Here is a 24,415-nt window from a genome sequence, read left to right on the forward strand (position 1 = left end):
GATTCCAGCATTTATTTAGATTTAGAGCCCGAAGCAAAACTGATTTTTAGTTTTGACTTGGGCTCATTTTTTTGTCTTAATTTGTACGGATAGCATAAGAATCTAACAGGATTCTTGCCATGACAGAGAGCGGTAAGCGGGAACGAACTTCGTATTCTGGAAAATAAGAACCTTCTGATTTAAATCCCGTGAAGACGATTTCAGATAATTGTGCTAAAGAACTACTTGAATTAGCCGTTAACGTGATTGTACTAACTTCGTTTTTTAGACAATTTTTTACTGCTGTGACTAATTCTGCTGTTTCACCATTTAAAGAAATTAGAAGTACAATATCATTTTTGGTGATTTTTTTACTCATACTCGTGATAATATTTGGGTCTGCATGCAGTTCACAATATTTTCCTAAAAGTTGAAATTTTACTGTCATTTCTTGGGCAATTAGTTCAGAAAAACCACGGGCAAAAATAACAATTTTTTGAGCAGCTTTGATTTTTTGAATCGCATCTTCGATACTCCCACTATCCAACCGATTAATCGTACGAATGACCTCTTGTTCATTTTTTAAAATCGCTCGTTTGATTTCTGCATCTATTTTTTCAACACCAGAAAAATTGATAGTCGTATTTGATTGGTCTTTTAGATAATGTTTAAACGAAGTAAAGCCTTCATACCCCTTCTTTTTCATGGCGCGAACGATCGTTGCAGTAGAAACATTGGCTTTTTCGCTTAATTTGACGATAGAATAATTTGGGATATCAACAAGATGTTTGTCGATAAAATCCCATAAATATTTTTCCGATTCACTTAGCGCTTTTTCCATGATAATAAATCCCCCAATCTACTCCTATTCTTCTTATCATCTTACCATTTTTACGACAGATAAATAAAGATTGTATCGTTTTTCAGAGGATTCTTATGATTATGAAAACATTTACATATAAAAATGTCCGATAATACAAGTGTGATGAAAGGGGGAGCAAAATGGTTCAACTTTATACTTGTACGATGAATTTAGCAATTGATTTATTTATTGAAACAGATGAAATGAAACCTCATGTGGTCAACCGTACGATTGAAGATGATATCCAAGCAAACGGGAAAGGAGTCAATGTCTCATTGATTCTAAAAAAATTGAAAACGGATAGCACAGCCCTTGGCTTTAGTGGAGGATTCACGGGTCGATACATTGAGGATTATCTACATGAACAAGGAATCGCTACACAGTTTATTCATGTGTCAGAAAACACGCGAATCAATGTTTTTACTCAAGTGAATCAGGAACAAACAGAATATAAACTTGTCAATAAAGGTCCGAAAATCCCTAGTGAAAAAGTCCGCGAATTATTAAATAGGATCACAGAAATTGAAGCTGGTTCTTATCTCTGTGTTTCTGGCAGCTTACCACAAGGAATTGCTGAAACAATTTTAGTTGAAATAAGTCAAATTGCGCAGAAAAATAAAATCAATTTAATTGTGGATAGCAGTTATAACAGTGTGATGGATTGTTTGAAGTATCATCCTTATCTGCTTAAGCCAAATGAAGATGAATTGGCTAACTGGTTTGGTCAAAAAGAAATTTCTTTAGAGGAAAGTCCAAAGTATTTACAGCGTTTGATCAATCAAGGAGCGCAAAGAGTCTTACTATCGTTTGGCGGAAAAGGGTGTTTTTATGCAGATAAGGACAGAATTATTTATGGGAATGCTCCTAGAGGAAAAGTGGTAAACACAGCTTGTGCTGGCGATACACTACTCGGTACTTTTCTTAGTGGTTTATTAAAAAATGAAGCATTGGATGTGTGTTTGAGACACAGCATTGCTGCGGGCAGCTCGACTGCTTTTAGAAAAGGACTAACCGATTTTAGTGATATAGCTGTTTTAGAAAAACAAATTCAAATTCAAACAATAGAAGGGAAGAGCTAATATGACAAAGTACCAATTGATTGCGGCAACTGGTTGCCCTACAGGAATTGCACACACCTATATGGCGCAAGAAGCTTTAGAGCAAGCTGCAAAAGCCAAAGGCATCACGATCAAGGTTGAAACGCACGGACAGATCGGTATTGAAAATGAATTGACAAAAGCCGAGATTGAAGCAGCGGATGCAGTAATTATCGCAGCGGATAAAGATGTCCATTCAGAGCGGTTTACAGGAAAGAGAGTGATCGAAGTACCTGTCAGTAAAGGGATCAAAGAAGCTGGGCAATTGATCGATGATGCATTAGCGGGCAAGGGAAAAATTCTTGGTGGTAATCAATCGCTCGATGTAGATTCGCTAGAGGAAAAAGAGAGTGAAGTAAAAGGGATTGGACATAGTATTTATAAAAATTTGATGAATGGTGTTTCTCATATGCTGCCTTTTGTTGTAAGTGGTGGGGTACTGATTGCTATTTCATTTTTATGGGGGATTTATTCAGCTGATCCAGAAAGTGCGCAGTTTAATCAATTTGCAGCGACTTTAAAAGAAATCGGTGGATTAGCGATGGGCATGATGGTACCGATTTTATCAGCCTATATTGCAGAAGGGATCGCAAAACGCCCAGGTTTAGTAGTTGGATTTGTGGGTGGATTAGTGGCAAGTAATGGTGGGACAGGCTTTTTAGGTGGAATCGTTTCAGGTTTTTTGGCTGGATATATCGTTTTAGGATTAGTGAAAATATTTAAAGTTTTACCAAAATCGTTAGATGGTTTAAAGGCAATCTTTTTATACCCAGTTTTGGGTGTTGCAATCACTGGATTGATCATGTACGGAATTGCAGGACCAATGTCAGCAATCAACGAAGGCATGATGGATTTTCTTGCAGGTTTTGAAAACTCAAGTCCTTTAGTTTTAGGAATCATTGTTGGGTGTATGTGTGCATTCGATATGGGTGGTCCTGTGAATAAGGCGGCATATGTTACCGGAACAGCACTTTTAGCGCAAGGAAATACCAGCTTTATGGCTGGCGTTTCAGCAGCTTGTATCGCACCGCCATTGATTACAGGCTTTGCAGTTTTATTTTTCCGCAAGTATTTTGATACAAACGAACAAAATGCAGGACTAGTCAATTTCATTTTAGGTTCGACCCATATTACAGAAGGAGCAATTCCCTTTGCAGCAAAAGATCCATTACGGGTCTTACCAACGATGATGTTAGGGTCATCAATTGCGGCTGTTTTGACTTATCTGTTTAAAGTTCAAGTGCCAGCTCCGCACGGTGGATTTTTAGTCTTACCTGTTGTGACGCATGGCTTGCTTTGGGTACTCGCAATATTAGCTGGTTCGATCATTGGCGGCTGTTTATTAGGACTCATCCAAAAACGCCGAATCACAAAAATAAACGCAACAATTTAATTGATAGAAAGAGGTTGGAGCGAAATGGTTTTAGTAAGTGCACAACATGTTTTTATAGAAGTAGCATTGGATACAAAAACAAGTGCTCTGCAATTTTTAGCAGAATCTGCAAGGAAATTGCAGCTCACAACAGATAGTTCAGCTGTACTAACAAGTTTTAATGATCGTGAAAAAGAAGGTAGTACAGGCATGATGGATGGTTTCGCAATTCCACACGCAAAAAATCCAACCATTAAAGAAGCAAGTGTATTGATCGTAAAAGCTAAAAAGCCAATCGAATGGGATAGTTTAGATGGTCAGTTAACAGAAGTAATCATTGCCTTATTGATTCCTGAACATGAGGCAGGAACGATACACCTTAAACTATTATCAAAAGTTGCTCGTTTATTGATGAAAACTGAATTTAAACAACAATTGAAACACCTAGAATCGAGTGCGGAAATCGCAACATATGTAAATCAACAATTAATTGAGGAGTGATGAATGACAATGAAAAAAATGACAGAATCCAAATTAGCTTCAATGAAACGAATGTGTAATGAAGCTGGGATCATCGGGGCACTTGCGATCGATCAACGAGGCTCTCTAAAAAAAATGATTGAAAGTGCTAGTGCATCAGAAGTTGGAGAAGAAGCCATTATCTCCTTTAAGGAAATTGTTTCTCGTGAGCTTACACCGTATGCTTCCGCAATTCTTTTAGATCCTGAATATGGACTACCAGCTGCAAAAGTTAGAGATAAAGAAGCCGGTTTATTAGTTGCATATGAAAAAACTGGTTATGATGCCAGTCAACCAGGTCGGTTACCTGATTTATTAAGTGAGTGGTCAGTTAAACGTCTGAAAGAAGCTGGTGCAGATGCTGTGAAATTTTTATTGTATTATGATGTGGACGAACATAACGTGATCAATGAACAAAAACATGCTTTTATAGAACGAATTGGTTCAGAATGTGAGACTGAAGGATTGCCCTTTTTCTTAGAATTAGTTTCTTATGATGCGGTAATAACAGATGGATCAAGTAAAGAATATGCCAAAATAAAACCGCATAAAGTCATTGAAATGATGAAAGAATTTGGTAAACCACGATATAATGTCGATGTTCTAAAAGTAGAAGTTCCTGTAAATATGTCCTTTGTAGAAGGCTTTGGAGAAGAAACGTGTTATTCAAAGGAGATGGCTCAACAACTATTTAAAGAACAAAGTGAAGCAACGGATCTGCCGTTTATTTTTCTAAGTGCAGGAGTTAGTAGTGAATTGTTTCAAAAAACACTATATTTTGCAAAAGAAGCAGGTTCGACATTTAATGGTGTCTTATGTGGAAGAGCAACTTGGAAAGATGGCGTAATACCATTTGCTCAAAACGGAAAAACGGCTGCTGAACATTGGATGAAAACAGTAGGAAAAGAAAACATCGAATCGTTGAATCAGGTATTGAAAGAAACAGCAACACCTTGGATGGACAGATAACATTAATTTAGGTAAAAAAACGAGCCGATACACTCGCGGCTCGTTTTTTTGCCTAAATCAGTTGTAAATAATCAAAAGTTTGATAAAGTAAATGGTAAGAGGAACACTTGGAGGCAAAATATGAGCATGTATTTAGAACGACCAGAATTTGAAGGGAATCTTCTTTTTAGAGCGTTTACGAATGATGGGATGACGATCGTTTATCCTCATTGGCATAAAGAAGTTGAAATCATTTATTCAATACGTGGAACGGTCAATATCGGCGTAGGTGATGAAATTCTACATGTAGCAGAAGGAGAAATCTATTTTTTTGCCAGTGGGGAACCACATTATTTTTTAGCTTCTCCCGATAGTGAACGCATCGTTTATCAGTTTGATTTAAGTCTGTTTGACGAGAAAAATTTGAAATTAGCGAAAGATTGTTCATTGATCGAATTATTCGAAACAGGGGAAAAACACAGTTTAAAATGGTCAAAGTCTTTAATAATAGATACGAAGAAACTACTACAACAATTATTTGAGGAATATGGGAATCAACACGTGGGAAAGAACTATGCGCTTTTTAGCTTGTTATTTCAGTTGGTCACAACCTTTTATAGAAGACTTCCGCAAACGCAAACGAAAGTTAAAAAAGGGGCCAAAGCTTCTACTATAAAGTATAAAGAAAATTTAGAACAGCTAGATCGGATTTTTACCTACGTTGAAAATCATTATGAAGAATCGATTACATTAGAAGAAATCTCAAAATATAGTGGCTTTAGCTCTTATTATTTTACTCGTTTTTTCAAAGCGAATACAGGTACAACTTTTATGAGCTTTTTGGCAGAGTACCGAATCAATCAAGCAAAATTTATTTTAGCGAATGAAAAAGTTCCTATGATCGAAGTGGCTGAAAAATCTGGTTTTGCTAGTGTGAAGACGTTTCATCATGTGTTTAAAGAGCAAGTGGGGATTTCACCTCTGAAGTATCGAAATAAAATTATAGAATAAAAACAACCGATAGACGGATTATTTAGTCTATCGGTTGTTTACTTTTTGATGATCTATTGCGTTATAGGGTAAGTAGGGCTAAAAAATGATTTCCACTAGACTGAAGGGAAAAATCGGTTTCGTCATACTGATGAACGATTTTTATTACCGTGCTAAGACCGTTTTCTTTATAGTATTTTTTGGGAATTTTTAATGGTTCAGTCACTTTTGCTACTTTATTTTCAGGCTGAGTTGTATTTGTTAATTCAATATAAAGTACATTAACTTCTTTTTTTATGATCATATATAAACTTTTTTCTTTGCCGTTTTTGGTTTCTTTCACAGCAAAATCAGATAAGTCTGATAGACAGTGGAGAAAATCAATCAAGCGAATCGAAATGTCATGTTCTTGAATTATATCAGGTACGACAAGATGAAGTTTGATTTGTTCTTTATTACACATTTCAATGAGATAAAGCAACAAGCCTTGCACGGATGGGATAGGTATATTTCCCAGATCTTCATAAGAATCATCATCTAAAAAATTTCTCGAATAATCAGTGATTGAAGCAATGTAGTTAAGGGCTTTTTTATTTTCACCTTGCTCAATATAATCGGATAAACTCAAAAGAATATTTCGATAATCATGTCTAAATTCATCTGAAATAGTAATTTTTTCCAATTCCTGATTATACTGTTCAAATAAAACTTCTTTTTTTAATTGTTCTTGATAGTACTTACTATATAAATAAGCAGTACTATAAACAATAAGATTTAAAGTGAGCAGTAAAATGGTCAGGTAAAAAAAAGATTCTACAAAAAAATGAGTAACGGCAATTTGTTTAAGTAAAGCAAAAATAGCCAGAAAGAATAAAGCAATCATTGATTGTAGCTTGTAGCTTTTGCGAATATGCAAAATAGAATCAGAAATCATATATTTTTTATCGACCTTTTTAACCACTATGATTAATGAAAAAAGACATACTTGTTGAGCAAGCAGTGAAAATGGAACCAAAAACTGTCGTTGAACTGCATCGATATAATGTAATTGAAACATAATATCCAACAAGTTATAAGTAAATAGCCATGAAATAATGACTAATGAATTAATCAAAAAAGGAGTGAGGGCCATCAAGATCCAACTGCCTGTACGTTGTACAATAAAAATTGCTGAGGTGGCAAAAAAAGTGAACAGTAGTAAAAAGACATACGGCGTTCTAATAAAAAAACTAATAATGATGACTAAAATCAATAGACAAGATAATAGAATCGATTGTTTTTTATCAATATATTTTTTATTTAGAAGAGCCCAAACAATTTGAAGATAATTTATAGCATATAATTCTGTTGCTAAGTAAGTTTCCATAAATTTGTATGCTCCTTTTAGTAGAAAAAACATAGCTTTGTATTATCATATCAAAAAGTATTAAAAGGCACAATTTATAGCTAGTATAATGAAAAAATATTCTTTTTTTTGTAATTTTAGACGATAAAGATATGAAAAAAAGAGAGTGTAACATAACTCTTCGAGTCATATCACACTCACTTGTAATCCAGATAAACGATAGCATCAAAAACAATTCTCTCTTATTTTCCAGAGCTCAGCACTTTTGTTTCATCTTCTTTTTTTAGTAAAGAATTGTTGTTTTTTAGTTTGGGCACTGAAAAACTGGCGATAAAATAGTTGTCTTTTTTAGCGACTTGATAACTGGCTTTTTTGTATTTATCAATCAATTTTGCCAGAATAAATAATCCTTTTCCCTGGTGATTTTCTTTGGTTGAAAAATTATTTTGCAAAAGTGACTGAAAAGAGATATTACGATCATCCTTATACGTATTTTTAACCGTTAATTTTACAAACTGTGAATCACCAGTAATAGTAATCTCAATCAGTTGCAAATCGGATTCTTGAACTGCTTCATACGCATTATCTAATAGAATAGAGAAGCAACGAATAAAATCAACGATGTTCATATCAATATCTGTAAGCTTTTCAGTTATTTGAATTTTTGGCTGGATATTTATTTCTGAACATCTTTTAAGAAAGCTAGTCAAAAGACCTTGAATCGGAGGATTATGAATCACAGCGATTGTTTTATACAGATTAGGTGTAAGCAGTGAGTTTGAATAATCAATAATCGAATGAAGCAAACCAAGAGCTTGTTTCGTATCGTTTGTCTCTAAATATGAAGTCAGTCCAATCAAAAGCTGTTTATAATCATGACGAAACTCATTGGAACGTTCAATTTTTTCTCGCTCTTGCTCATACTTTTCTTTAAGGATACTGATATATTGTTGTTCATTTTGCCGCTTAACGACAAGCAAAATATTCCAGCTAAGAAAAGCTGTAAAGCAAATAATCATGAAGGTACTATAAAAAAAAGAAGCTGAGAATCCTTCTAAAACACTAAGTTGCTGTAATCCAACCGTAAAAAATAAGAAAAATAGAAGTAAAACAGATACAAATCGATATTTCTTAGGTAAAAGATGAAGAGTAGCTGTCACACCAAATCGCTTATTTAAATAGTTAGCAAAAATCACAAGTAAATAAAAAACGAATTGCTGCAAAAAAATCACAAATTTTAAGTATGTCGAGTGCGTTTCAGCTGTTATCCAATGATTGATAAACAAAATATCCCAAAAATCTAATGTCAAAAGCCAAGAGAGCAACACGATCGCATTTTCAAAGCTTAAAAATAGAGCTGGTGTCAACCAATTTTGGACTCTTTTTACAGGGAATGAAAATTGCAAAAGAAAAAAAGGAATCAACAGTAAAATCACAAAATGATCATCAGTCAATGTACCTACGACAAACTGGATAATCAAAATAATGCTTAATAACATGGTTTCTCGAAAAGACAATATCTTTTTATAGGCGAATAGCCAAAGAAGTTGTAGTAAATTTAGTGATAGTAAAGAAATGAAGAATGGTCTATCTAACATATTGATACTCCTGCAACCCTTTTTTGACTTTATCAATGATCCTAGTTCCTACAAAAAGATCTTTGTCACCAGTGAAAGTAATTGTACCGTTTTTACGATTGATTGACGAAATATTTTCAAGATTGATCACATAAGATTGAAGAGATGTAAAGAGATAGGGTTGTTTTAAGTTCGTTTTGATTTTACCAATTTTTCCTTCTATGATTAACTCTTCTGAAAGAGTTTTGATTAGCACTCGGCTTTTTAACCCCTTTAATGATTCAATATATAAAATATCCTTACAATTCAGATAAATTGCTTCATATCCATTCATAAACGTCGTGATGTCTTGATCTTGCCTCCAGGTCGCTTTAGTGAGACTTTCAATTTTCAACAATACATTTTCAATAGTGGCTTTTAGCTCAGTTGAATCAACTGGATTTTTTACAAGATAGCCAAGTGGAAAAATCTCACTATTGATAATGGAAATCGCCTTATCTTCAAAACTAGTTAGAAAAATAATCGAACATTTTGAATTGATTTCTCTGATTTTATTAGCTAAATCAATACCTGAATATTGCATTTTTAAATCAATATCTAAAAAGAAGACATCATTATCAGAGATGTCCAATGTTGGAATATCTTCCATAAATAGTAAATGATTGTCTAAAGGAGATATTTTGTAATGAAAAGAATTGGAGTGGTAGTTTTCAAGATAATGAATAATTCTTTTTCTATAAAGATTATCATCTTCAACTACATAAATCGTTGTATTTACAGTCATTATTTCCCCTCCTAGAAAAATAAATATTTAAAAAAAATAATTTTAATATATTTTAGAATAGAATGATAGAAAAAGAAAGGTTTAAATAGATTAAAAACGAAAAAGACTGTATATGTAACAAGACAGCGCTTACTTGAAACTTTTAAATAGAAGAAAAATAAAATTTCTAAATAAAAAAGTTAAATGTAATTTGTTAGCGCTTACTTGTTGTTTTATTTGTTATGAGGTAATTGTACTATGAATGAGTTCATTGATAAACAAATATGAATGCCTTGTACAAAAAATGTATGAGCTATTCGTTTAGTTAGCTGAGTTTACACTGTGTTTCTAGTTGATTTCATTATTGTAAATCGCAAAAAAACATAAGTTGAAGATTGCTTCTTGTTGTGATCGACAAACTCAATTTTTAATCGTAACGAAACGAACTCACGTAGTTTTTATGCATAGAAAGGAAGTTAAAATGATTACGCATTTTAAAAAAATCTCAAACTATTGTCGATATGTCTTATTGGCGAGTGTTTTACTACTTATCTTCCCAAACCATTCATTGGCTGCTGGGAAAGAGCCTGATCCATTAGGATTTGTCGTGCAAGCAATTAGACCAGATACACAACTTGAAATAAACAAATCCTATTTCTTTATCGAAACGAAACCTGATGAATCCCAAGTGTTGAAAGTAAAAGTCAAATCAACGCAAAATGAGCCAACTAAAATAAAAGTTTTCGTTTCAAATGGTACAACAGGCTCAACTGGGAAAATTGAGTATGATGAACCGACAAAAGAACTAGATGCAAGTTTAAAAGATCCCTTAACTGAAATTGTTCAAATAAGTGAACCTGAAATAGAGTTAGCGAGTTTTGAGGAAAAAATAGTTGAACTAGTAGTGACACCTCCTAAACAAAGTTATGAAGGAGTTAAGTTAGGTGCTGTTGTCTTTGAAACGGTTGAAGATCAAGAGAAAACCAAAAAACAAACGATTTCTAATAAATATCAATACAAAATCGGCTTGGTCACGACTGAAACTGGAGAAGAATACAAAAACGCTAAAAATCTAGAACTAGCATCAGCCAAATTAGGATTGCATTTAGGGCGTAAACAAGTAGCAGCTGTCATACATAATCCTGAACCAAAAATTGCTGAAAATCTAAAAATTGAAGCAACAGTTACTAAAAAAGGTTCAAAAAATATTCTGAAAAAACAAACAGTAGAAAATGCTCGAATGGCCCCAAATAGTACTTATGAATTTTCGGTAGATTGGGGAGTAGACGCCATCGAATCTGGTGACTATACATTAAAAGTTCATACACAAAATGATGAAGAAGATTGGAAATGGGAAAAAGACTTTAGCGTTTCAGGTGAAACCGCAAAGAAAATGAATGAAGAGACTGTCTTTAAATTAGAATCACCTGATTGGTTGCCATATGTTGTTATGCTTGCTATTGGATCACTTATAGCAGTCATAGTAGTTTTGTCCGTTAGAAATAAACGTTGGAAAAAAATGATTCGCGAACGAATGAGAAAAAGAAAAGCGAAACAAGCAAAAAGAAAGAAGGCTGAACAAACAAAGAATAAAAAGAACAAACGAATGAGGGAGTGAAATAAATGAATCGGGGCCTAAAAAAAATCTCAATGAAACGATTACTTCTACTAATAATCGTTTTCGGTTTCACTTCTGTTTTTGCACCAACCGCATCTGCTAATCAACTAGGTGAAGGAGATGTGGGCATAACATTTAAAAAAACAGAAGATGACACACCGCCACCACCACAGCCACATGATAATACACCTACAGCGGATGATGATCAGCCCATCAATAAACGTGTTCGTTTACCAAATACTGGAGAAGTAGTGAAACAACTGACCTTCTTGGTTAGTGGCATGATCCTAATCGTAATCAGTTTTGCGATCGTTTTAGATAAACAAATTAAGGCTAGCAGTGATTTATGAACTTGAAAGAAAAAACATTATTTTAAAAATGAAAGAAAGGAGAACGTTTTATGAGAGTCTATCTTTGGCTGTATATATTAGGAGCTTGCGGCACAATTTCTTTAGGAATGTTCCTCTTCTCCTTGAATCGAGACAGCATTTTATTAAAAAAATTAAAATTAAAAAAATCTAAAATATTGGTGAATTGGCTATTATTAGCCGTATCAATCATCTGTTTTCTTTTGATGATTTATGCCTTTATATATATACAAAAGCAAATCAATATTTTTAATCAAAGTTAAATAGGTATCGGTAGCTTCAACAGCTTACTACGACAACTTCCTTGCAGGTAGAATATGTTAGGAGAAATTAAATGAATAAAAAAGTATTTGGAACATTAATTTTAGGTTTATCTGTTGGGGCAGTATTGTTACCAACGACTGCTAAAGCAGCAGAAAGAGAAACAGATACAGGAGTAGGGATTGGATTTAGCACAGATAATCCAAGTACAATTGTTCCTGGACCGTACGATGAAGCATTAAGTTTGATGGCTAAACCTACAGCCTTCAAATTTGGTACAGAAAACGAAGCAAGTGCACTAAGTTCAGTATACTATCAACAACTGGCTGAAAAACAATACATCGCAGTATATGAAGATCGTGAAGCAGATCAACAAACAAATTGGGAATTGTCCGCTAAAATGTCTGATCTTGTTAGCACAACAGATGCATCGAAAAAATTACTTTCAACACTAACTTTGAACTCAGCAAATATTTCTACGTTTGATTTGGATAGTCAAAGAGATAAAGAGACTGGTAAATTGCCAAGTACTATTTCTACGCTACCAGATTTAACAAAATATGCTGAAGATAAAGTAACTGGTTTTACTAAGGTATCTCTTGAAGCAGGTGCTTCAGGTAGCCAAAATATCATGGTTGGGAAAAAACCAGGATCTAAAGGATTTGCTGCTGAAATTAGAAATGTTCAGTTAGCTGTTACTTCTAAACAAAAGGACAAAATAGCTGGTCAACAATTTACAGGTACAGTTAGCTGGTCTTTAGCAGACGTAGAGTAATTAGAACATATAATACAATACAATAAAAAAAAACACAATAAATAATATTTAAGCTTGAAGGAAGTTGTCGTAGTAAGCTGTTGAATAAAAAGTAATGGGGGAATTTTATATGAATAAAAAAATAATATCTAGTTTAATAGTATCACTATCGTTTGGTACCGCACTTTTACCAGTTACAGTAAAGGCAGATGAGTTAAAATCTGACGTAACAGTCTCTATTGATGCTGGAACAGGAGCGGGACCTGCAGAAGAAGAAATATCAGAAAAAACACCTCGTGATGGAGAATTTATCATCAAAGCAGTGTCAGACTTTAATTATCCTTCTGTTCCTTTAGGAGAAACAAGAGCTGCAACGATTGCCAAAGATAAAGCATATGGGATTGAAGTCGTTGATGTAACGGGAAACGGCACTGGTTGGAACGTCAAAGTAGCGATGGACTCATTCAAAGTGAAAGGCGGAGTAAATGACGGAGAAGACTTGAAAGGCTGGGAATTAACGATTCCAACAGCTGAAGTTACCTCAAAAAGTGCGTCTATCCGTCCTGAAAATACACCAGTTGGAAAAGAAGCAAAGATATCAGGTACTCTATCAAGCGTAGTGTTCAAAGCTGATGAAGGCAAAGGAATGGGCCGTTATACAAATATTTTTGAACGATATGCAGATAATCAAGAACCAACAAGAACAACAGGTGTTCAATTATCAATTCCTAATACAGCACGTAAAGCAAGCTATATCGGGAAACTGAACTGGACATTAACAAATACACCAAATTAAAGCAAAGATAAGGAGTGTTTGTTGGTAAATCAAAAATGGAGGATAGATAATAGTGAAATCAAAATATTTAAAAGTTGCTTTAGTGGGTTTAGTTATATCACCAGTTTTTGTAGCAGAAACTGGATTAGCAAAAACCAGCGACGCTTTAAAATCAGATATTGATGCAGTCATTATCGAAGGGAAAGAGAGCCCCGTTCCTCCATCGTTTGGTCAAGATCCAGAAGATCCAGCAAACAACGGTACGAACAGTTCGGGCTTGTTAAAAATCGATCGAGTTCCAAACTTTAGTTTTGGGAAAGTCGTTAGAAGCGGGTTGTATCAAGAAGAATATGCAATCAATTCTAATCCATATATTCAAGTGTCAGATTTAAGAGGCAACTTAAGTGGATGGTCACTTTACGCGAAGATTTCTAACTTTGTTTCCGAACCCACATCAAAAGATCAAAAAAGATACTTATTGAGTGGCGCAAATTTAACAATACAAAAAGGAGATATTCAGGAACACAACTCTGAGTATGCAGCTCCTCCCAAAAGCCACTCTGTTTCTTTGAACAAAGATTTACAAAAAGTGATGTCAGCAGATCAAAATGCTGGTCAAGGGGTTTGGGCAACAAGATGGAAAAGTGAAAAAGGGGTAAATAAAAAGATTAAACTGGATATTTTGCCTAATACTGCTAAGGCAGGGAGAGATTATACTGCAACAATCTCTTGGAAATTAGCAGATGTTCCAAGTGCAGAAAATTAGATGGAGAGTAATAAATGACATTTTTTAAAACAATAAAGTATTGCCTGACAATAGTTTTTATGGTGACACTCATAAGTATTTGTGATCGCGCATATGCGGATGGAATGGGCTATTCAGTTCAAGCGGTCATTCCAGAAAACCAAATCGATCAATCGAAAACGTACTTTGACTTGAAAATGACCCCTGGACAAACCCAGAATATAGAGTTAGAAATAAAAAGTTCTAGTGAAGAGACATTAAACTTAGCTGTAGTACCATACATAGGCACAACCAATCAAAATGGAGAATTAGAATATAGTGTTGAACCTGAAAAAAATGACTCAACCTTAGTTTATCCAATTACTAGGCTCATCTCAGGGCAACAAAAAGTGACACTAAAACCGAAAGAAACCAAAAGAGTGACTTTTACTTTAAAAATGCCGAAAAAAGCATTTGAAGGAAAAATAGTTGGAGGATTTAACGTTTACGATGAGGCAAATGATGCAACAAACGAGTCAAAATCAAAGAAAAATGACGTTCAAATAAAGAATGTTTTTTCTGTTGTGATTGGGATCCAATTACGGGAAAATTTGGATAAAATCAAACCAGAACTCAAACTAAATACAGTTAAAGCAAGTTTATTCAATTACCGAACCGCAATTACTGCAAATATTCAGAACATCAAATCTGATTTTGTTAAGGATTTAGCGGTCACAGCAAAAATCAGAAAGAATGGTTCAAGTAAAGTCCTCTATGAAGCAGAAAAAACGGAAATGGCAATGGCTCCTAATTCCAACTTCAATTTTCCAATCTCATTAGAAAACCAAGAATTAGCCGCAGGAAGCTATGATTTAGAAATTGTGGCCCATTCAAATGAAGATGAATGGGCGTTTACTAAAAAATTTACAATCTCTGATGAAGAAGCTGCTCGTTTGAATGAAGAAGCTGTTGAACTTGAACATGAAACGAGTAATAAATTGATATGGATCATCAGCCTAGCAGTAGGCTTAATTACTATTCTTTTATTAGTAATTTTCTTCTTAGTGTGGCGTCGTAGAAAGTAAGAGTAATCAAAATTGGTGGTGAATAAATAATGCAAGGGAAAAAAACATGTTGGGTTTTATATGTTGCTTTATTTACGGCAAGTTTATTAATTTTACCGAAAATAAGTTATGCGGACATTAATGTGACTGGATGGAGCCGGTTTGGATATTTATCAAATGAATATATTCTAAATAATCAGGGAATTGCTTCTAATCTGACGACAGGAGAACAAATTGATCTTACATCGAATGTTGTTAATTTAAACTATTTTGGGAAAAATATAGAAGACGATGCTAGAATTCAAAATTCTGTACCGAAGTTAGACCAATATATTCCTTTTTCTAAAGGTCAAGAGTTACGGCTTAAAAATATAGGTATCTATAAAGGAAAAGATTTGGAAATTAGAATTAAGTCCTTAGATACCTTGTCTGTAATGATATCCTCTAGGGAAAAGAGTAGTATGTTATTGGATTTTCAGAACTCGAGTTCTTCAAAGGTGAAAGATACACCCAAAATAAGTTATTTTTTGGTAGATCAGGAATCGGGACAAGTAATAAATGATAACATTAACGCCATGATGCCTATCAGGACAACCTCAGGATGGAGGAACTATATAGAAGCTATGGTTATCCAAAAAAATATTGCGTTAATCGTTTCAGATAAAGGCCAAGAAAAAAATTTACTTAGATCTAAATATAACGGTGATTATAGTAGCATTGCTATAGGAGGAGCGATGGTTAATGCTCAAGTATTTGATATGAGCATGCTACATCGTCTAAATAAAGAGATAGTGTTAGGCTCATATGTGGATGAAGGATTTTTTAGTACCAGTTTTAGTTTATTTGATTCTAAGGCTAAAATAATCAGCCCTCAAGATTATAATAAAGTGTCAGTTAGATCAACTGACACTGGATCGGGTAATTCAAGTTATATAATTGAGCAAGAACTTCCTGAACAAGAAGTTACAGCCTATTATCCTGAAAAACTTGAACTAGATTATTCTAAAGAAGCAAGCGATTTAAAATTGTCAAAACCAACAGTTTATTTTGGAAATGAGGCAATTGCAGAGACTGAGTACAATTATTTTAATAATAAAGTGACGTTTCCAAAGAGCTTTTTACAAAAATACGCAGGAAAAAATATTCAAATAAAATTCAAAAGTGCAATCGATTATTCAACGAAACAGATGTTATCGTATTACGACAAAACTAAGCAGAAATTCAATTTTCCGCTAACACTGAAAAGTACCAGTACAAAAAACGCTGTTAGTAAAACAGAAATGGAAGTGACCAATGATGGAATAGTTACATTTCCTTTAGTATTAACCGCACAAGGGGCTAATAAAACGGTAGCGGTTAAAAGTTCTACTGATAATTATAATGTAGCTGAGTTTATCAAGAATTTGTCTAGTAATTTTCCAAATGATACAGTTATTCCAACGTTTAAAAATAAAGTCGAGTTTAAAACCATAGGTAATGTGAATATCCCCATAATGTTGAAAAGTGAGTTATTAGGAATAGAGAAAGAAATAACAGTTCAAGCAAAGGTGGAACAAATTGTTATCTCATCGTTTTTTGAAAATCAGGCATGGTTGATTGAAGAAATAAATCGACAACTTGCGCCTAAAGCAATAGATAAAGATTTGACCATGGCCGATTTACTAGAAATAAGGTCAATCTCAAATCGAACGGACGCGAGCTTTGCAGGACAACATATCCCCAAGACTATTACGGCATTAGCAAATTTAGAAGTATTAGAATTAAAAGATAAGCATCTTAGTGGGAAATTACCAGATGAGTTAGGCGACATGATAACGTTGAAGAAATTATCAGTATTCGGAAATAGTTTTTCCGGAGGAATTCCCCAAACGTTAACAAAACTAGAAAGTCTGGAATTTCTGGCGCTAGATGACAACAAACTGACAGGAACAGTTCCTTCTGGACTTGAAAAATTAACGAAACTAAAGCAAGTGTATATCAATAAAAATGCACTCGTTGGGATTCTACCTACATTTAATTTAGGACCATTTTACAATTTTAGCATACGAGACACTCAGTTAACGTATAATGAAAAAAATAGTCCAAGTTTCATTAGTAATGAAACTCAGTACCAGCAAACATTTGCTGTAGGGAAGAATAGTCTATCCTTGACAGGCATTAAGAGTTTTTTAATTTCGGATGACGGAGCAATCATAAAACCATTTGATCCGACCAATGAAGGTTTTCTTAACCTCCGTGCACAAAAAAAGGATATGACAGAGGTTGAGCTGTATTCAGGACATACATTTAAAATTCTGAATAAAGAAGATGGCCAAGTACTGTATGATGGGCAAGCAATTAAAAATACGGAAATTAAAATTGACTCTGATACAATCTATCAAGTAGTGATGGATAATGCTGAGAAAAATCCAAACAACATTACCGAATTCGAGGCAAAACTTCGCGAATATAAGCTTAGTGAAGTGCCTAAAACGTTATCGTTGGATTTGACATTAGGTGATTTAGCACATCAACCAGTAAAAATTTCAAGTAAAGATAGTTTAAGTGTGTTTGATAATCGCCTGAATAGCCAATGGCAATTAAAGATTAAGCCGAGTGAACTGAAAAGCCAAACGAGAACGATGTTGGGAAATTACTTTTATAAATCAAAAGAAGGTAAACCGGTAGAAATTCTAGCTGGAGACTCGTTTACAACAATTGAAAGTGGAATAAGCGATTCAAAAGCAGGAATAATAGATATATCAAAAGAGTGGAATGATCAAAGTGGATTATTTTATAAACAGTCAATAAATGGCAACTATAAAGATAGCTATACTGGAAGAATTGAATGGCAATTAGTAGATGCGCCAACAGGTTGACAAATGTGAAAGAATAAAGTAAAACTGTCGAAATAAATAGGAAGAGCTTAGAGAAAAGTTTCTCTGAGCTTTTCTATTATGATGACATTATCTATAAAGTTCGCATAAAATATATAATTGTCGTTTGGCAGCGCATTCAAGTTGTTTTTTTTATCTTTAAATAAGTGTAATATACATATAATGAAATATATTTTATTTAAAAAACATAATTGCTATTTTTTTATTTTATAATTTTTAAAACTAAAAATATAAGTACATTAGAAAAGGGAGGGCAAATCATGTATACGATTGGATACTTGATGGAGAAAAAGCTAGAAGAGAACGCACACCTAAATTATTTAACAGGTAAAGGGTGGAGCTTGTCGGAAATTAATATAATGGAACAAAGTTATCCAGATAATTTAGATGCTATCGTTATTTTTGGAGAGACGATGTCAGAAATATGCTGTTGTTTAATGGAATTAAAAAAACATGTAGAAGTGCCTATTTATTTACTATCTGTAAGTGATGAATCCCGTTCAAATATAGTATACCTACAATTAGGTGTCGAAGCTTGTTTTCCTATGAAGATGGAGGCAGAGGAACTTTATTATACGTTATCAAATTTACTTACTCCCTATGCAAATAAAAGTAGCCATTTTTCAATGAATACATCAAATTCATCTCAAAAAAAGGAAATTGAGCTAATCCCTAGAAATTTAAGTGTACTGATTGATGGGAAAAAGGAAATTTCTTTGACCAAAAAAGAATATTATGCATTAGAGTTATTATATAATAGTCCAGGTCAAACCATTTCTTACGATGAGCTTAAAGAAAAACTCTGGGCTTCAGAATCAAACAGTGAAGATAAAAATTATCGAGTTGCAAACTTAATGTTTCATTTACGCAATAAAATAGAGACGAGTAAAATGAATCCACGTTTTATCAAAACAGTTCGTTCTAAAGGATACATGTTGGATATGAAATAAAAAAGAGTCCTTGCATTTTATCTTATTTGATGTTATTCTTATCACTCTTAAAATGTAATCATTACGATTTAGAAGGGGTGAAAGAAAAAATGGCTAAAAAATCAAAAATTGCCAAAGCAAAACAGCAACAAGCATTGATTGAAAAATACGCTGAACAACGCATTGAGCTAAAAGCCAACAAAGATTACGAAGCTTTAGCAAAATTACCAAAAGATTCAAACCCAAATCGCTTGAAAAATCGCGATTTGATCGATGGACGACCAAGAGCATATATGCGTAAATTCGGCATGTCACGAATTAATTTTAGAACGTTAGCACATCAAGGACAAATTCCTGGTGTTCATAAAGCAAGCTGGTAAAGAAACCGACAAATTGACGCAAAGAGGTGATTGGATGGAAAAACAAGATCTTTCAAGTGCACGTAGACGATTGAAGTGCACAAATCGAAAAACTAGAAAACGAGCATTGAAAATCATTCAGCAATATAAACGGGAGCAAAGACATCGAGTGATGACTTCTGGTAGTGTTGGCTGAGTGTTTCACGAATCGAGTAAAAAAATGAAGTTCTTCCTTTTTATTATAGAAGGGAAGAGCTTTTTTTGTTTTTTAGTGGGGTTATTAAGATTACATTTTATTCGATTATTTAGGCAGTCTGCTTTTATTTATGTGATTCATAATTAAGAGAACTTCTCTGCAATTTTTGGTAAAGTGATGGAAATTATCCGTTTTTGTGATTCACAAGTAATGAAGCTTCGCTCCCTTTGGTCGCCAAGTACAGTTCATCATCTGCTCTGGCAAAGCCAGTCGAGGTGTTTCACAAGTAATGAGACAACGCTCCTTTTAGTCGCCTTGTACTGTTCAACATCTATTCTGTCTACTTTGTAGCCAGTCGAGGTGTTTCACAAGTAATGAGACAACGCTCCTTTTAGTCGCCTTGTACTGTTCAACATCTATTCTGTCTACTTTGTAGCCAATCATAGTGTTTCACAGCAATATCCAGGAATTTTTCAGTAACAATCTAGGAAGAAAGCTCTTTCAAATTTTTGTATAGTAATAGTGTAGAAGTGGAACCGTTTTATTTTTCCACAAAATAATATAAGTAGATTACTGGAGGTTTTTGAATGACGTTGAAGGTCGGAATTATTGGTTGCGGCGGGATTGCGAATGGCAAACATTTACCCGCGCTTGCACAAGTGAAAGAAGTGGAGCTAGTTGCTTTTTGCGATTTGATTAGTGAACGAGCAGAAGAAGCCAAAATGCATTATGGAACGTTGACTGCTAAAACATTTACAAATTATCAAGAGATGCTTGAAGAAATGGAGTTGGATGTGGTTCATGTTTGTACACCAAATAGTACACACGCAGAATTATCAATTGCTGCAATGGAAGCTGATTGTCATGTGATGTGTGAAAAACCAATGGCAAAAACAGCTGCTGAGGCGCGCAGTATGATCGAAGCAGCCAATAAGACGGGAAAAAAATTGACGATCGGGTATCAAAATCGTTTTCGAAAAGATTCGACGTACTTGCATGAAATTTGTGATGAAGGCGAATTAGGCGAGATTTACTTTGCCAAAGCACATGCCATTCGTCGTCGTGCAGTGCCAACTTGGGGTGTTTTTCTTGATGAAGAAGCGCAAGGTGGTGGACCGTTGATCGATATCGGGACGCATGCCTTGGATTTGACACTATGGATGATGAACAATTACAAGCCTAAATATGTTGTAGGGAAAGCGTACCATAAATTAGCTGAGACAGAAAATGCTGCGAATGCTTGGGGGTCTTGGGATCCTAAAAAGTTCACCGTTGAGGATTCAGCTTTTGGTTTTATCATGATGGAAAATGGTGCAACGATCTTTTTAGAATCTAGTTGGGCATTAAATAGCTTAGATGTAAAAGAAGCTAAAACCACGTTACATGGCACTAAAGGTGGTGCAGATATGAATAATGGTTTAACGATCAACGGAGAAGACCACAGCACACTTTTTGAGAAAAAAATTGAATTAGAACCTGGTGGTGTTGATTTTTACGATGGTACAGGGGACAAACCAGAAGTTTTAGAAGCACAATCTTGGATCGATGCGATCTTAAATGATACAGAACCTATCGTTAAACCAGAACAAGCTTTAGTTGTGACAGAAATTCTTGAAGCAATCTACAAAGCATCCGAGACAAATCAGCCTGTATATTTCAATTAAATCAAGATTATCTAGCTTCATGAGCCAGCATCTCGGAAAAAAGATAAAACCTGAATGTGACAAAAAACGTCACAGTCATGTTTTCCTATTTTTCATCAATGCTAAACGGCCCATTCAGCTTTTAAATTATCTAGCTTCATGGGCTAGTACTACGTTTTGCTTCGATCACATCAATTCCTAAGAGCTAAAGCTCTAAGGATTGAAGGTCTCGGAAAAAAGATAAATTATGAATGAGGCAAAAAGCGCCTCAGTCATAATGTCTTATTTTTCAGTCGAGACTAAACGAGCCCGCTACGCTTTTAAATTAGGAGGAAAAAAGATGATCCAAGTTACAGTATGGAATGAGTTTCGTCATGAGAAAACAGATGAAGCTGTAAAAAAAGTTTACCCAGCTGGTATTCATCAACAGATAGCTAATTTTTTAAAAGAAGAAGATTTTTCTGTTCGAACGGCTACCTTAGACGAACCAGAACATGGTTTAACGCAAGACGTTCTAGCGAATACCGATGTTTTGATTTGGTGGGGACATGTGGCGCATCAAGAAGTATCTGATGAAGTGGTTCAACGTGTCTATCAATGTGTGTTGGAAGGCATGGGGCTAGTGGTTCTTCATTCAGGTCATATGTCGAAAATTTTTATGAAACTAATGGGCACCTCTTGCGATTTAAAATGGCGAGAAGCTGAAGAACATTGCCGCATCTGGACAGTAGCACCGAGTCATCCAATTGTTGAAGGTATTGGGGAATACATTGAGCTAGAAAAAGAAGAAATGTACGGCGAACATTTTGATATTCCAACACCAGATGACTTGATTTTTATTAGCTGGTATCCTGGCGGAGAAGTCTTCCGTAGTGGTTGTACCTATCATCGTGGCAATGGAAAAATCTTTTATTTTCAACCAGGACATGAAACGTATCCTTCTTATTATAATAAAGAAATTCAAAAAGTCATTAAAAACGGCGTTCGTTGGTGTAAACCAACACAAAATGCTTATCCAAATTACGGGCATCACGAACCATTAGAATCTATTACGAACGAGAAAGGAACTAAACAATGAAATTAGGTGTATTTACTCCATTATTCAATAATTTAAGTTTTGAAGAAATGATTGATACAGTCTCAAAAGCAGGATTAGAGGCAGTTGAAATCGGAACAGGGGGATCTCCTGGAAATGCGCATTTAGATATTGATAAATTATTAGCAAGTTCTGACGCTAGAAAAGAGTATTTAGCAAAACTGGCTGACAAAGGTCTAACGATCAGTGCTTTGAGCTGTCATAATAATCCAATCTCGCCACTGAAAGAAACAGCACAAGAAGCAGATGAATTAGTACAAAAAACAATCAAACTTGCTTCATTAATGAACGTATCAGTTGTTAACGGTTTTTCTGGTATATCAGGAGGAAATTCGACGGATACCCAAGTCAATTGGCCTATCTTACCTTGGCCAATAGAATACGATGATAATTACAATTATCAATGGGAGAAAAAATTGATCCCTTATTGGAAAAACATTAATACGATCGCAGAATCTGCTGGTGTGAAAATTGGGATTGAATTGCATGGTGGGTTCTTATGTCACACACCTTATACAATGCTAAAATTACGTGAAGCAACGGGTAAAGCAATCGGCTGTAATTTAGATCCAAGTCATTTATGGTGGCAAGGAATCGATCCAGTCGCAGCCGTGAAAATTTTAGGTGAAGCAGATGCAATTCATCATTTTCATGCGAAAGATACGTATTTAGATCAAGACAATATCAATATGCATGGACTAACGGATATGCAGCCATATGGCAACGTTAAAACTCGTGCATGGACTTTCCGTTCAGTAGGCTGCGGTCATGATTTAAACGTCTGGTCAGATATTATCAGTGCACTGAGAATTTACGGCTATGACTATGTTTTAAGCATTGAACATGAAGACCCAATTATGTCTACAGAAGAAGGGTTGAACAGAGCAATTACTAATTTGAAAAGTATCATGATCAAAGAACAACCAGCGGAAATGTGGTGGGTATAGTCAAGGAAACAACGCTTCATATAGTCGCCTTGTACTGTTTAACATCGATTCACTGTGTTCTTCGTGGTTCACAGCAGAGCTGAACGAACTCGTTCAGCTCTTGAGCAAATTAAAAATTTTTCCAAAGAGGCTTTTTATCTTTGAAGAAAATTTGTCTATTTGCCGAAAGAACTAGTTCGTGAAGCTGGGTGTCAAAGAGAAGAATACAACAGTTTCTGAGCACCTTTTTCACTAAGCAAAACCAATCATTCTCAAGACTAGAAAGGACGCAAAACAATGACAGCAATCAATTTTGCCGTAATCGGCTATGGTGGTATGGGCTCCTACCATATCCACAATATTATGCCCAACGAAAACGAACGGATCCATGTCGTCGGAACGTACGACATTTCTGGCGAACGACAAAAAATCTCCAGTCAGCATAATCATAAAATTTACCACTCGCTAGAAGAAGTGCTTAAAGATGAAACCATTGAAGCCATACTGATCGCGACACCAAATGATTCCCATAAAGACTTAGCGATTCAAGCATTAAAAGCAGGAAAACATGTCGTCTGTGAAAAACCAGTGACGATGAATGTAGAAGAATTAGATGAAATCCTAAATGTTGCCAAAGAAACAGGTCAAACCTTTATGGTTCATCAAAATCGTCGTTGGGACCCTGATTTTTTAATCACGCGGGAACTATACAAAAATCAACTAATCGGAGAAGTATTCCAAATCGAATCACGTGTTCAAGGAGCTAACGGAATTCCTGGTGATTGGCGCCATGAATTAAAACACGGAGGCGGAATGCTTTTAGACTGGGGTGTTCATTTATTAGACCAACTATTATTTCTAGTCGATAGCCGTATCGAAAAAGTCTCTGCTGATTTAAGCTATATTCTTGGGGGCGAAGTTGATGATGGTTTTATCACCTATATTATTTTTGAAAATGGCATCCGAGCAATTGTTGAAGTGGGCACAACCAATTACACTAAACTACCACGCTGGTATCTAAAAGGAACCCAAGGCACGGCAATCATTCACGATTGGGATTTAACGGGTGAAATGGTGGTCGAATCAGGGAAACAAGATATTCAAGCACCAAAACCAATTCAAGCAGGTGTCGGTCTAACGAAAACGATGGCACCGCCATCAGAAGAGGCAACAGAAACAAAAGCTTTACCACAAGCAACTGCTGAATACGATACATTCTATAAAAACTTTTACAATGTTGTAAGAGAAAAGGCCGAACCTGTAGTTAAAAATGAAGAAGTTCGGCAAGTAATGGTGCTGATTGAAGAAATTTTTAAAACTGCGAAAAGATAGATAAGTCTAAGGTAAAGTTTCCTAGAAGAGGGAGCTTTACTT

The 24,415-nt window shown here is 34.9% G+C and carries 23 protein-coding genes; 19 read left to right on the plus strand and 4 right to left on the minus strand.

What is annotated here, in order from left to right:
- Positions 1-76: 76 nt before the first annotated feature.
- Positions 77-820 carry a MurR/RpiR family transcriptional regulator gene (locus I580_RS08245; RefSeq protein WP_010771502.1) on the minus strand — a complete coding sequence of 248 codons (744 nt, stop codon included), beginning with the start codon at positions 818-820 and terminating at the stop codon, positions 77-79.
- Between the two features lie 161 nt (positions 821-981).
- Here I580_RS08245 and pfkB point away from each other — a divergent pair, with 161 nt between their 5' ends.
- The 5 genes from pfkB to I580_RS08270 all read left to right on the plus strand — a co-directional run bounded on the left by pfkB (position 982) and on the right by I580_RS08270 (position 5,788).
- The gene (gene pfkB, locus I580_RS08250; RefSeq protein ID WP_010771503.1) at positions 982-1,920 is read left to right on the plus strand and encodes a 1-phosphofructokinase; all 939 of its coding nucleotides are present in this window, start codon (positions 982-984) and stop codon (positions 1,918-1,920) included.
- A 1-nt stretch (position 1,921) separates the two neighbouring features.
- Entirely contained in the window at positions 1,922-3,331 is a 1,410-nt protein-coding gene (locus I580_RS08255) for a PTS fructose transporter subunit IIC (RefSeq protein WP_010771504.1), read from the plus strand.
- A 24-nt stretch (positions 3,332-3,355) separates the two neighbouring features.
- The gene (locus tag I580_RS08260) at positions 3,356-3,811 is read left to right on the plus strand and encodes a fructose PTS transporter subunit IIA (RefSeq protein WP_010771505.1); all 456 of its coding nucleotides are present in this window, start codon (positions 3,356-3,358) and stop codon (positions 3,809-3,811) included.
- Positions 3,812-3,820: 9 nt separating this feature from the next.
- Positions 3,821-4,798, plus strand: a complete 978-nt coding sequence (gene lacD / locus I580_RS08265) for a tagatose-bisphosphate aldolase (protein ID WP_034860246.1) — start codon at positions 3,821-3,823, stop codon at positions 4,796-4,798.
- Positions 4,799-4,918: 120 nt separating this feature from the next.
- Positions 4,919-5,788 (plus strand): AraC family transcriptional regulator, encoded by an 870-nt coding sequence (locus I580_RS08270; protein ID WP_010771507.1) that lies wholly within the window; start codon positions 4,919-4,921, stop codon positions 5,786-5,788.
- Positions 5,789-5,849: 61 nt separating this feature from the next.
- On the opposite strand, the gene I580_RS08275 is transcribed toward I580_RS08270, so the two are convergent.
- From I580_RS08275 to I580_RS08285, 3 genes are all read right to left on the minus strand, one after another.
- Positions 5,850-7,133, minus strand: coding sequence for a hypothetical protein (locus I580_RS08275; RefSeq protein WP_010771508.1), 1,284 nt, complete (start codon positions 7,131-7,133; stop codon positions 5,850-5,852).
- A 221-nt stretch (positions 7,134-7,354) separates the two neighbouring features.
- Entirely contained in the window at positions 7,355-8,710 is a 1,356-nt protein-coding gene (locus I580_RS08280) for a sensor histidine kinase (RefSeq protein ID WP_010771509.1), read from the minus strand.
- Positions 8,700-9,473, minus strand: coding sequence for a LytR/AlgR family response regulator transcription factor (locus I580_RS08285; RefSeq protein ID WP_010771510.1), 774 nt, complete (start codon positions 9,471-9,473; stop codon positions 8,700-8,702). The genes I580_RS08280 and I580_RS08285 overlap by 11 nt, the downstream gene beginning before the upstream one ends.
- A 460-nt stretch (positions 9,474-9,933) precedes the next feature.
- On the opposite strand from I580_RS08285, the gene I580_RS08290 reads away from it, so the two are divergent.
- The 14 genes from I580_RS08290 (at position 9,934) to I580_RS08355 (ending at position 24,373) form a co-directional block, all read left to right on the plus strand.
- Positions 9,934-11,070: a WxLIP family cell surface protein gene (locus I580_RS08290; RefSeq protein ID WP_010771511.1), complete on the plus strand. Its 1,137-nt coding sequence runs from the start codon at positions 9,934-9,936 to the stop codon at positions 11,068-11,070.
- A gap of 5 nt (positions 11,071-11,075) precedes the next feature.
- The gene (locus I580_RS08295; RefSeq protein ID WP_010771512.1) at positions 11,076-11,420 is read left to right on the plus strand and encodes an EF2685/EF0750 family sortase-dependent surface protein; all 345 of its coding nucleotides are present in this window, start codon (positions 11,076-11,078) and stop codon (positions 11,418-11,420) included.
- Positions 11,421-11,772: 352 nt separating this feature from the next.
- Positions 11,773-12,474 (plus strand): hypothetical protein, encoded by a 702-nt coding sequence (locus tag I580_RS08305; RefSeq protein ID WP_010771514.1) that lies wholly within the window; start codon positions 11,773-11,775, stop codon positions 12,472-12,474.
- A gap of 109 nt (positions 12,475-12,583) precedes the next feature.
- Positions 12,584-13,249, plus strand: coding sequence for a WxL domain-containing protein (locus I580_RS08310; RefSeq protein ID WP_010771515.1), 666 nt, complete (start codon positions 12,584-12,586; stop codon positions 13,247-13,249).
- A gap of 52 nt (positions 13,250-13,301) precedes the next feature.
- Positions 13,302-13,994, plus strand: coding sequence for a WxL domain-containing protein (locus I580_RS08315; protein WP_010771516.1), 693 nt, complete (start codon positions 13,302-13,304; stop codon positions 13,992-13,994).
- A 14-nt stretch (positions 13,995-14,008) separates the two neighbouring features.
- Positions 14,009-15,037: a WxLIP family cell surface protein gene (locus I580_RS08320; RefSeq protein ID WP_010771517.1), complete on the plus strand. Its 1,029-nt coding sequence runs from the start codon at positions 14,009-14,011 to the stop codon at positions 15,035-15,037.
- Positions 15,038-15,066: 29 nt separating this feature from the next.
- Complete coding sequence (locus I580_RS08325; protein WP_010771518.1) at positions 15,067-17,874, plus strand: hypothetical protein; 2,808 nt, start codon at positions 15,067-15,069, stop codon at positions 17,872-17,874.
- A 278-nt stretch (positions 17,875-18,152) separates the two neighbouring features.
- Positions 18,153-18,842 carry a winged helix-turn-helix transcriptional regulator gene (locus tag I580_RS08330; protein ID WP_010771519.1) on the plus strand — a complete coding sequence of 230 codons (690 nt, stop codon included), beginning with the start codon at positions 18,153-18,155 and terminating at the stop codon, positions 18,840-18,842.
- Between the two features lie 89 nt (positions 18,843-18,931).
- Entirely contained in the window at positions 18,932-19,201 is a 270-nt protein-coding gene (gene rpsN, locus I580_RS08335; RefSeq protein WP_010771520.1) for a 30S ribosomal protein S14, read from the plus strand.
- 34 nt (positions 19,202-19,235) lie between these two features.
- The gene (locus tag I580_RS17075) at positions 19,236-19,376 is read left to right on the plus strand and encodes a putative metal homeostasis protein (protein WP_167324170.1); all 141 of its coding nucleotides are present in this window, start codon (positions 19,236-19,238) and stop codon (positions 19,374-19,376) included.
- 587 nt (positions 19,377-19,963) lie between these two features.
- Positions 19,964-21,040 (plus strand): Gfo/Idh/MocA family protein, encoded by a 1,077-nt coding sequence (locus I580_RS08340; RefSeq protein WP_010771521.1) that lies wholly within the window; start codon positions 19,964-19,966, stop codon positions 21,038-21,040.
- A gap of 319 nt (positions 21,041-21,359) precedes the next feature.
- Positions 21,360-22,097 (plus strand): ThuA domain-containing protein, encoded by a 738-nt coding sequence (locus tag I580_RS08345; RefSeq protein ID WP_010771522.1) that lies wholly within the window; start codon positions 21,360-21,362, stop codon positions 22,095-22,097.
- Positions 22,094-23,062: a sugar phosphate isomerase/epimerase family protein gene (locus I580_RS08350; RefSeq protein ID WP_010771523.1), complete on the plus strand. Its 969-nt coding sequence runs from the start codon at positions 22,094-22,096 to the stop codon at positions 23,060-23,062. The genes I580_RS08345 and I580_RS08350 overlap by 4 nt, the downstream gene beginning before the upstream one ends.
- A 276-nt stretch (positions 23,063-23,338) precedes the next feature.
- Positions 23,339-24,373 (plus strand): Gfo/Idh/MocA family protein, encoded by a 1,035-nt coding sequence (locus I580_RS08355; RefSeq protein ID WP_010771524.1) that lies wholly within the window; start codon positions 23,339-23,341, stop codon positions 24,371-24,373.
- The last annotated feature ends 42 nt before the right edge of the window (positions 24,374-24,415 follow it).

This window comes from Enterococcus caccae ATCC BAA-1240, from assembly GCF_000407145.1.
Taxonomy (GTDB): domain Bacteria; phylum Bacillota; class Bacilli; order Lactobacillales; family Enterococcaceae; genus Enterococcus_L; species Enterococcus_L caccae.

Bases quoted from the DNA above. Each gene is read 5' to 3' on its own strand.
- I580_RS17075 (WP_167324170.1), top strand. From the start codon at position 19,236: ATGGAAAAACAAGATCTTTCAAGTGCACGTAGACGATTGAAGTGCACA.
- rpsN (WP_010771520.1), top strand. From the start codon at position 18,932: ATGGCTAAAAAATCAAAAATTGCCAAAGCAAAACAGCAACAAGCATTG.
- I580_RS08245 (WP_010771502.1), bottom strand. From the start codon at position 820: ATGGAAAAAGCGCTAAGTGAATCGGAAAAATATTTATGGGATTTTATC.
- I580_RS08305 (WP_010771514.1), top strand. From the start codon at position 11,773: ATGAATAAAAAAGTATTTGGAACATTAATTTTAGGTTTATCTGTTGGG.
- lacD (WP_034860246.1), top strand. From the start codon at position 3,821: ATGAAAAAAATGACAGAATCCAAATTAGCTTCAATGAAACGAATGTGT.
- I580_RS08255 (WP_010771504.1), top strand. From the start codon at position 1,922: ATGACAAAGTACCAATTGATTGCGGCAACTGGTTGCCCTACAGGAATT.
- I580_RS08330 (WP_010771519.1), top strand. From the start codon at position 18,153: ATGTATACGATTGGATACTTGATGGAGAAAAAGCTAGAAGAGAACGCA.
- I580_RS08310 (WP_010771515.1), top strand. From the start codon at position 12,584: ATGAATAAAAAAATAATATCTAGTTTAATAGTATCACTATCGTTTGGT.
- I580_RS08340 (WP_010771521.1), top strand. From the start codon at position 19,964: ATGACGTTGAAGGTCGGAATTATTGGTTGCGGCGGGATTGCGAATGGC.
- I580_RS08320 (WP_010771517.1), top strand. From the start codon at position 14,009: ATGACATTTTTTAAAACAATAAAGTATTGCCTGACAATAGTTTTTATG.
- I580_RS08355 (WP_010771524.1), top strand. From the start codon at position 23,339: ATGACAGCAATCAATTTTGCCGTAATCGGCTATGGTGGTATGGGCTCC.
- I580_RS08325 (WP_010771518.1), top strand. From the start codon at position 15,067: ATGCAAGGGAAAAAAACATGTTGGGTTTTATATGTTGCTTTATTTACG.
- I580_RS08295 (WP_010771512.1), top strand. From the start codon at position 11,076: ATGAATCGGGGCCTAAAAAAAATCTCAATGAAACGATTACTTCTACTA.
- I580_RS08260 (WP_010771505.1), top strand. From the start codon at position 3,356: ATGGTTTTAGTAAGTGCACAACATGTTTTTATAGAAGTAGCATTGGAT.
- pfkB (WP_010771503.1), top strand. From the start codon at position 982: ATGGTTCAACTTTATACTTGTACGATGAATTTAGCAATTGATTTATTT.
- I580_RS08275 (WP_010771508.1), bottom strand. From the start codon at position 7,133: ATGGAAACTTACTTAGCAACAGAATTATATGCTATAAATTATCTTCAA.
- I580_RS08285 (WP_010771510.1), bottom strand. From the start codon at position 9,473: ATGACTGTAAATACAACGATTTATGTAGTTGAAGATGATAATCTTTAT.
- I580_RS08345 (WP_010771522.1), top strand. From the start codon at position 21,360: ATGATCCAAGTTACAGTATGGAATGAGTTTCGTCATGAGAAAACAGAT.
- I580_RS08280 (WP_010771509.1), bottom strand. From the start codon at position 8,710: ATGTTAGATAGACCATTCTTCATTTCTTTACTATCACTAAATTTACTA.
- I580_RS08290 (WP_010771511.1), top strand. From the start codon at position 9,934: ATGATTACGCATTTTAAAAAAATCTCAAACTATTGTCGATATGTCTTA.
- I580_RS08350 (WP_010771523.1), top strand. From the start codon at position 22,094: ATGAAATTAGGTGTATTTACTCCATTATTCAATAATTTAAGTTTTGAA.
- I580_RS08270 (WP_010771507.1), top strand. From the start codon at position 4,919: ATGAGCATGTATTTAGAACGACCAGAATTTGAAGGGAATCTTCTTTTT.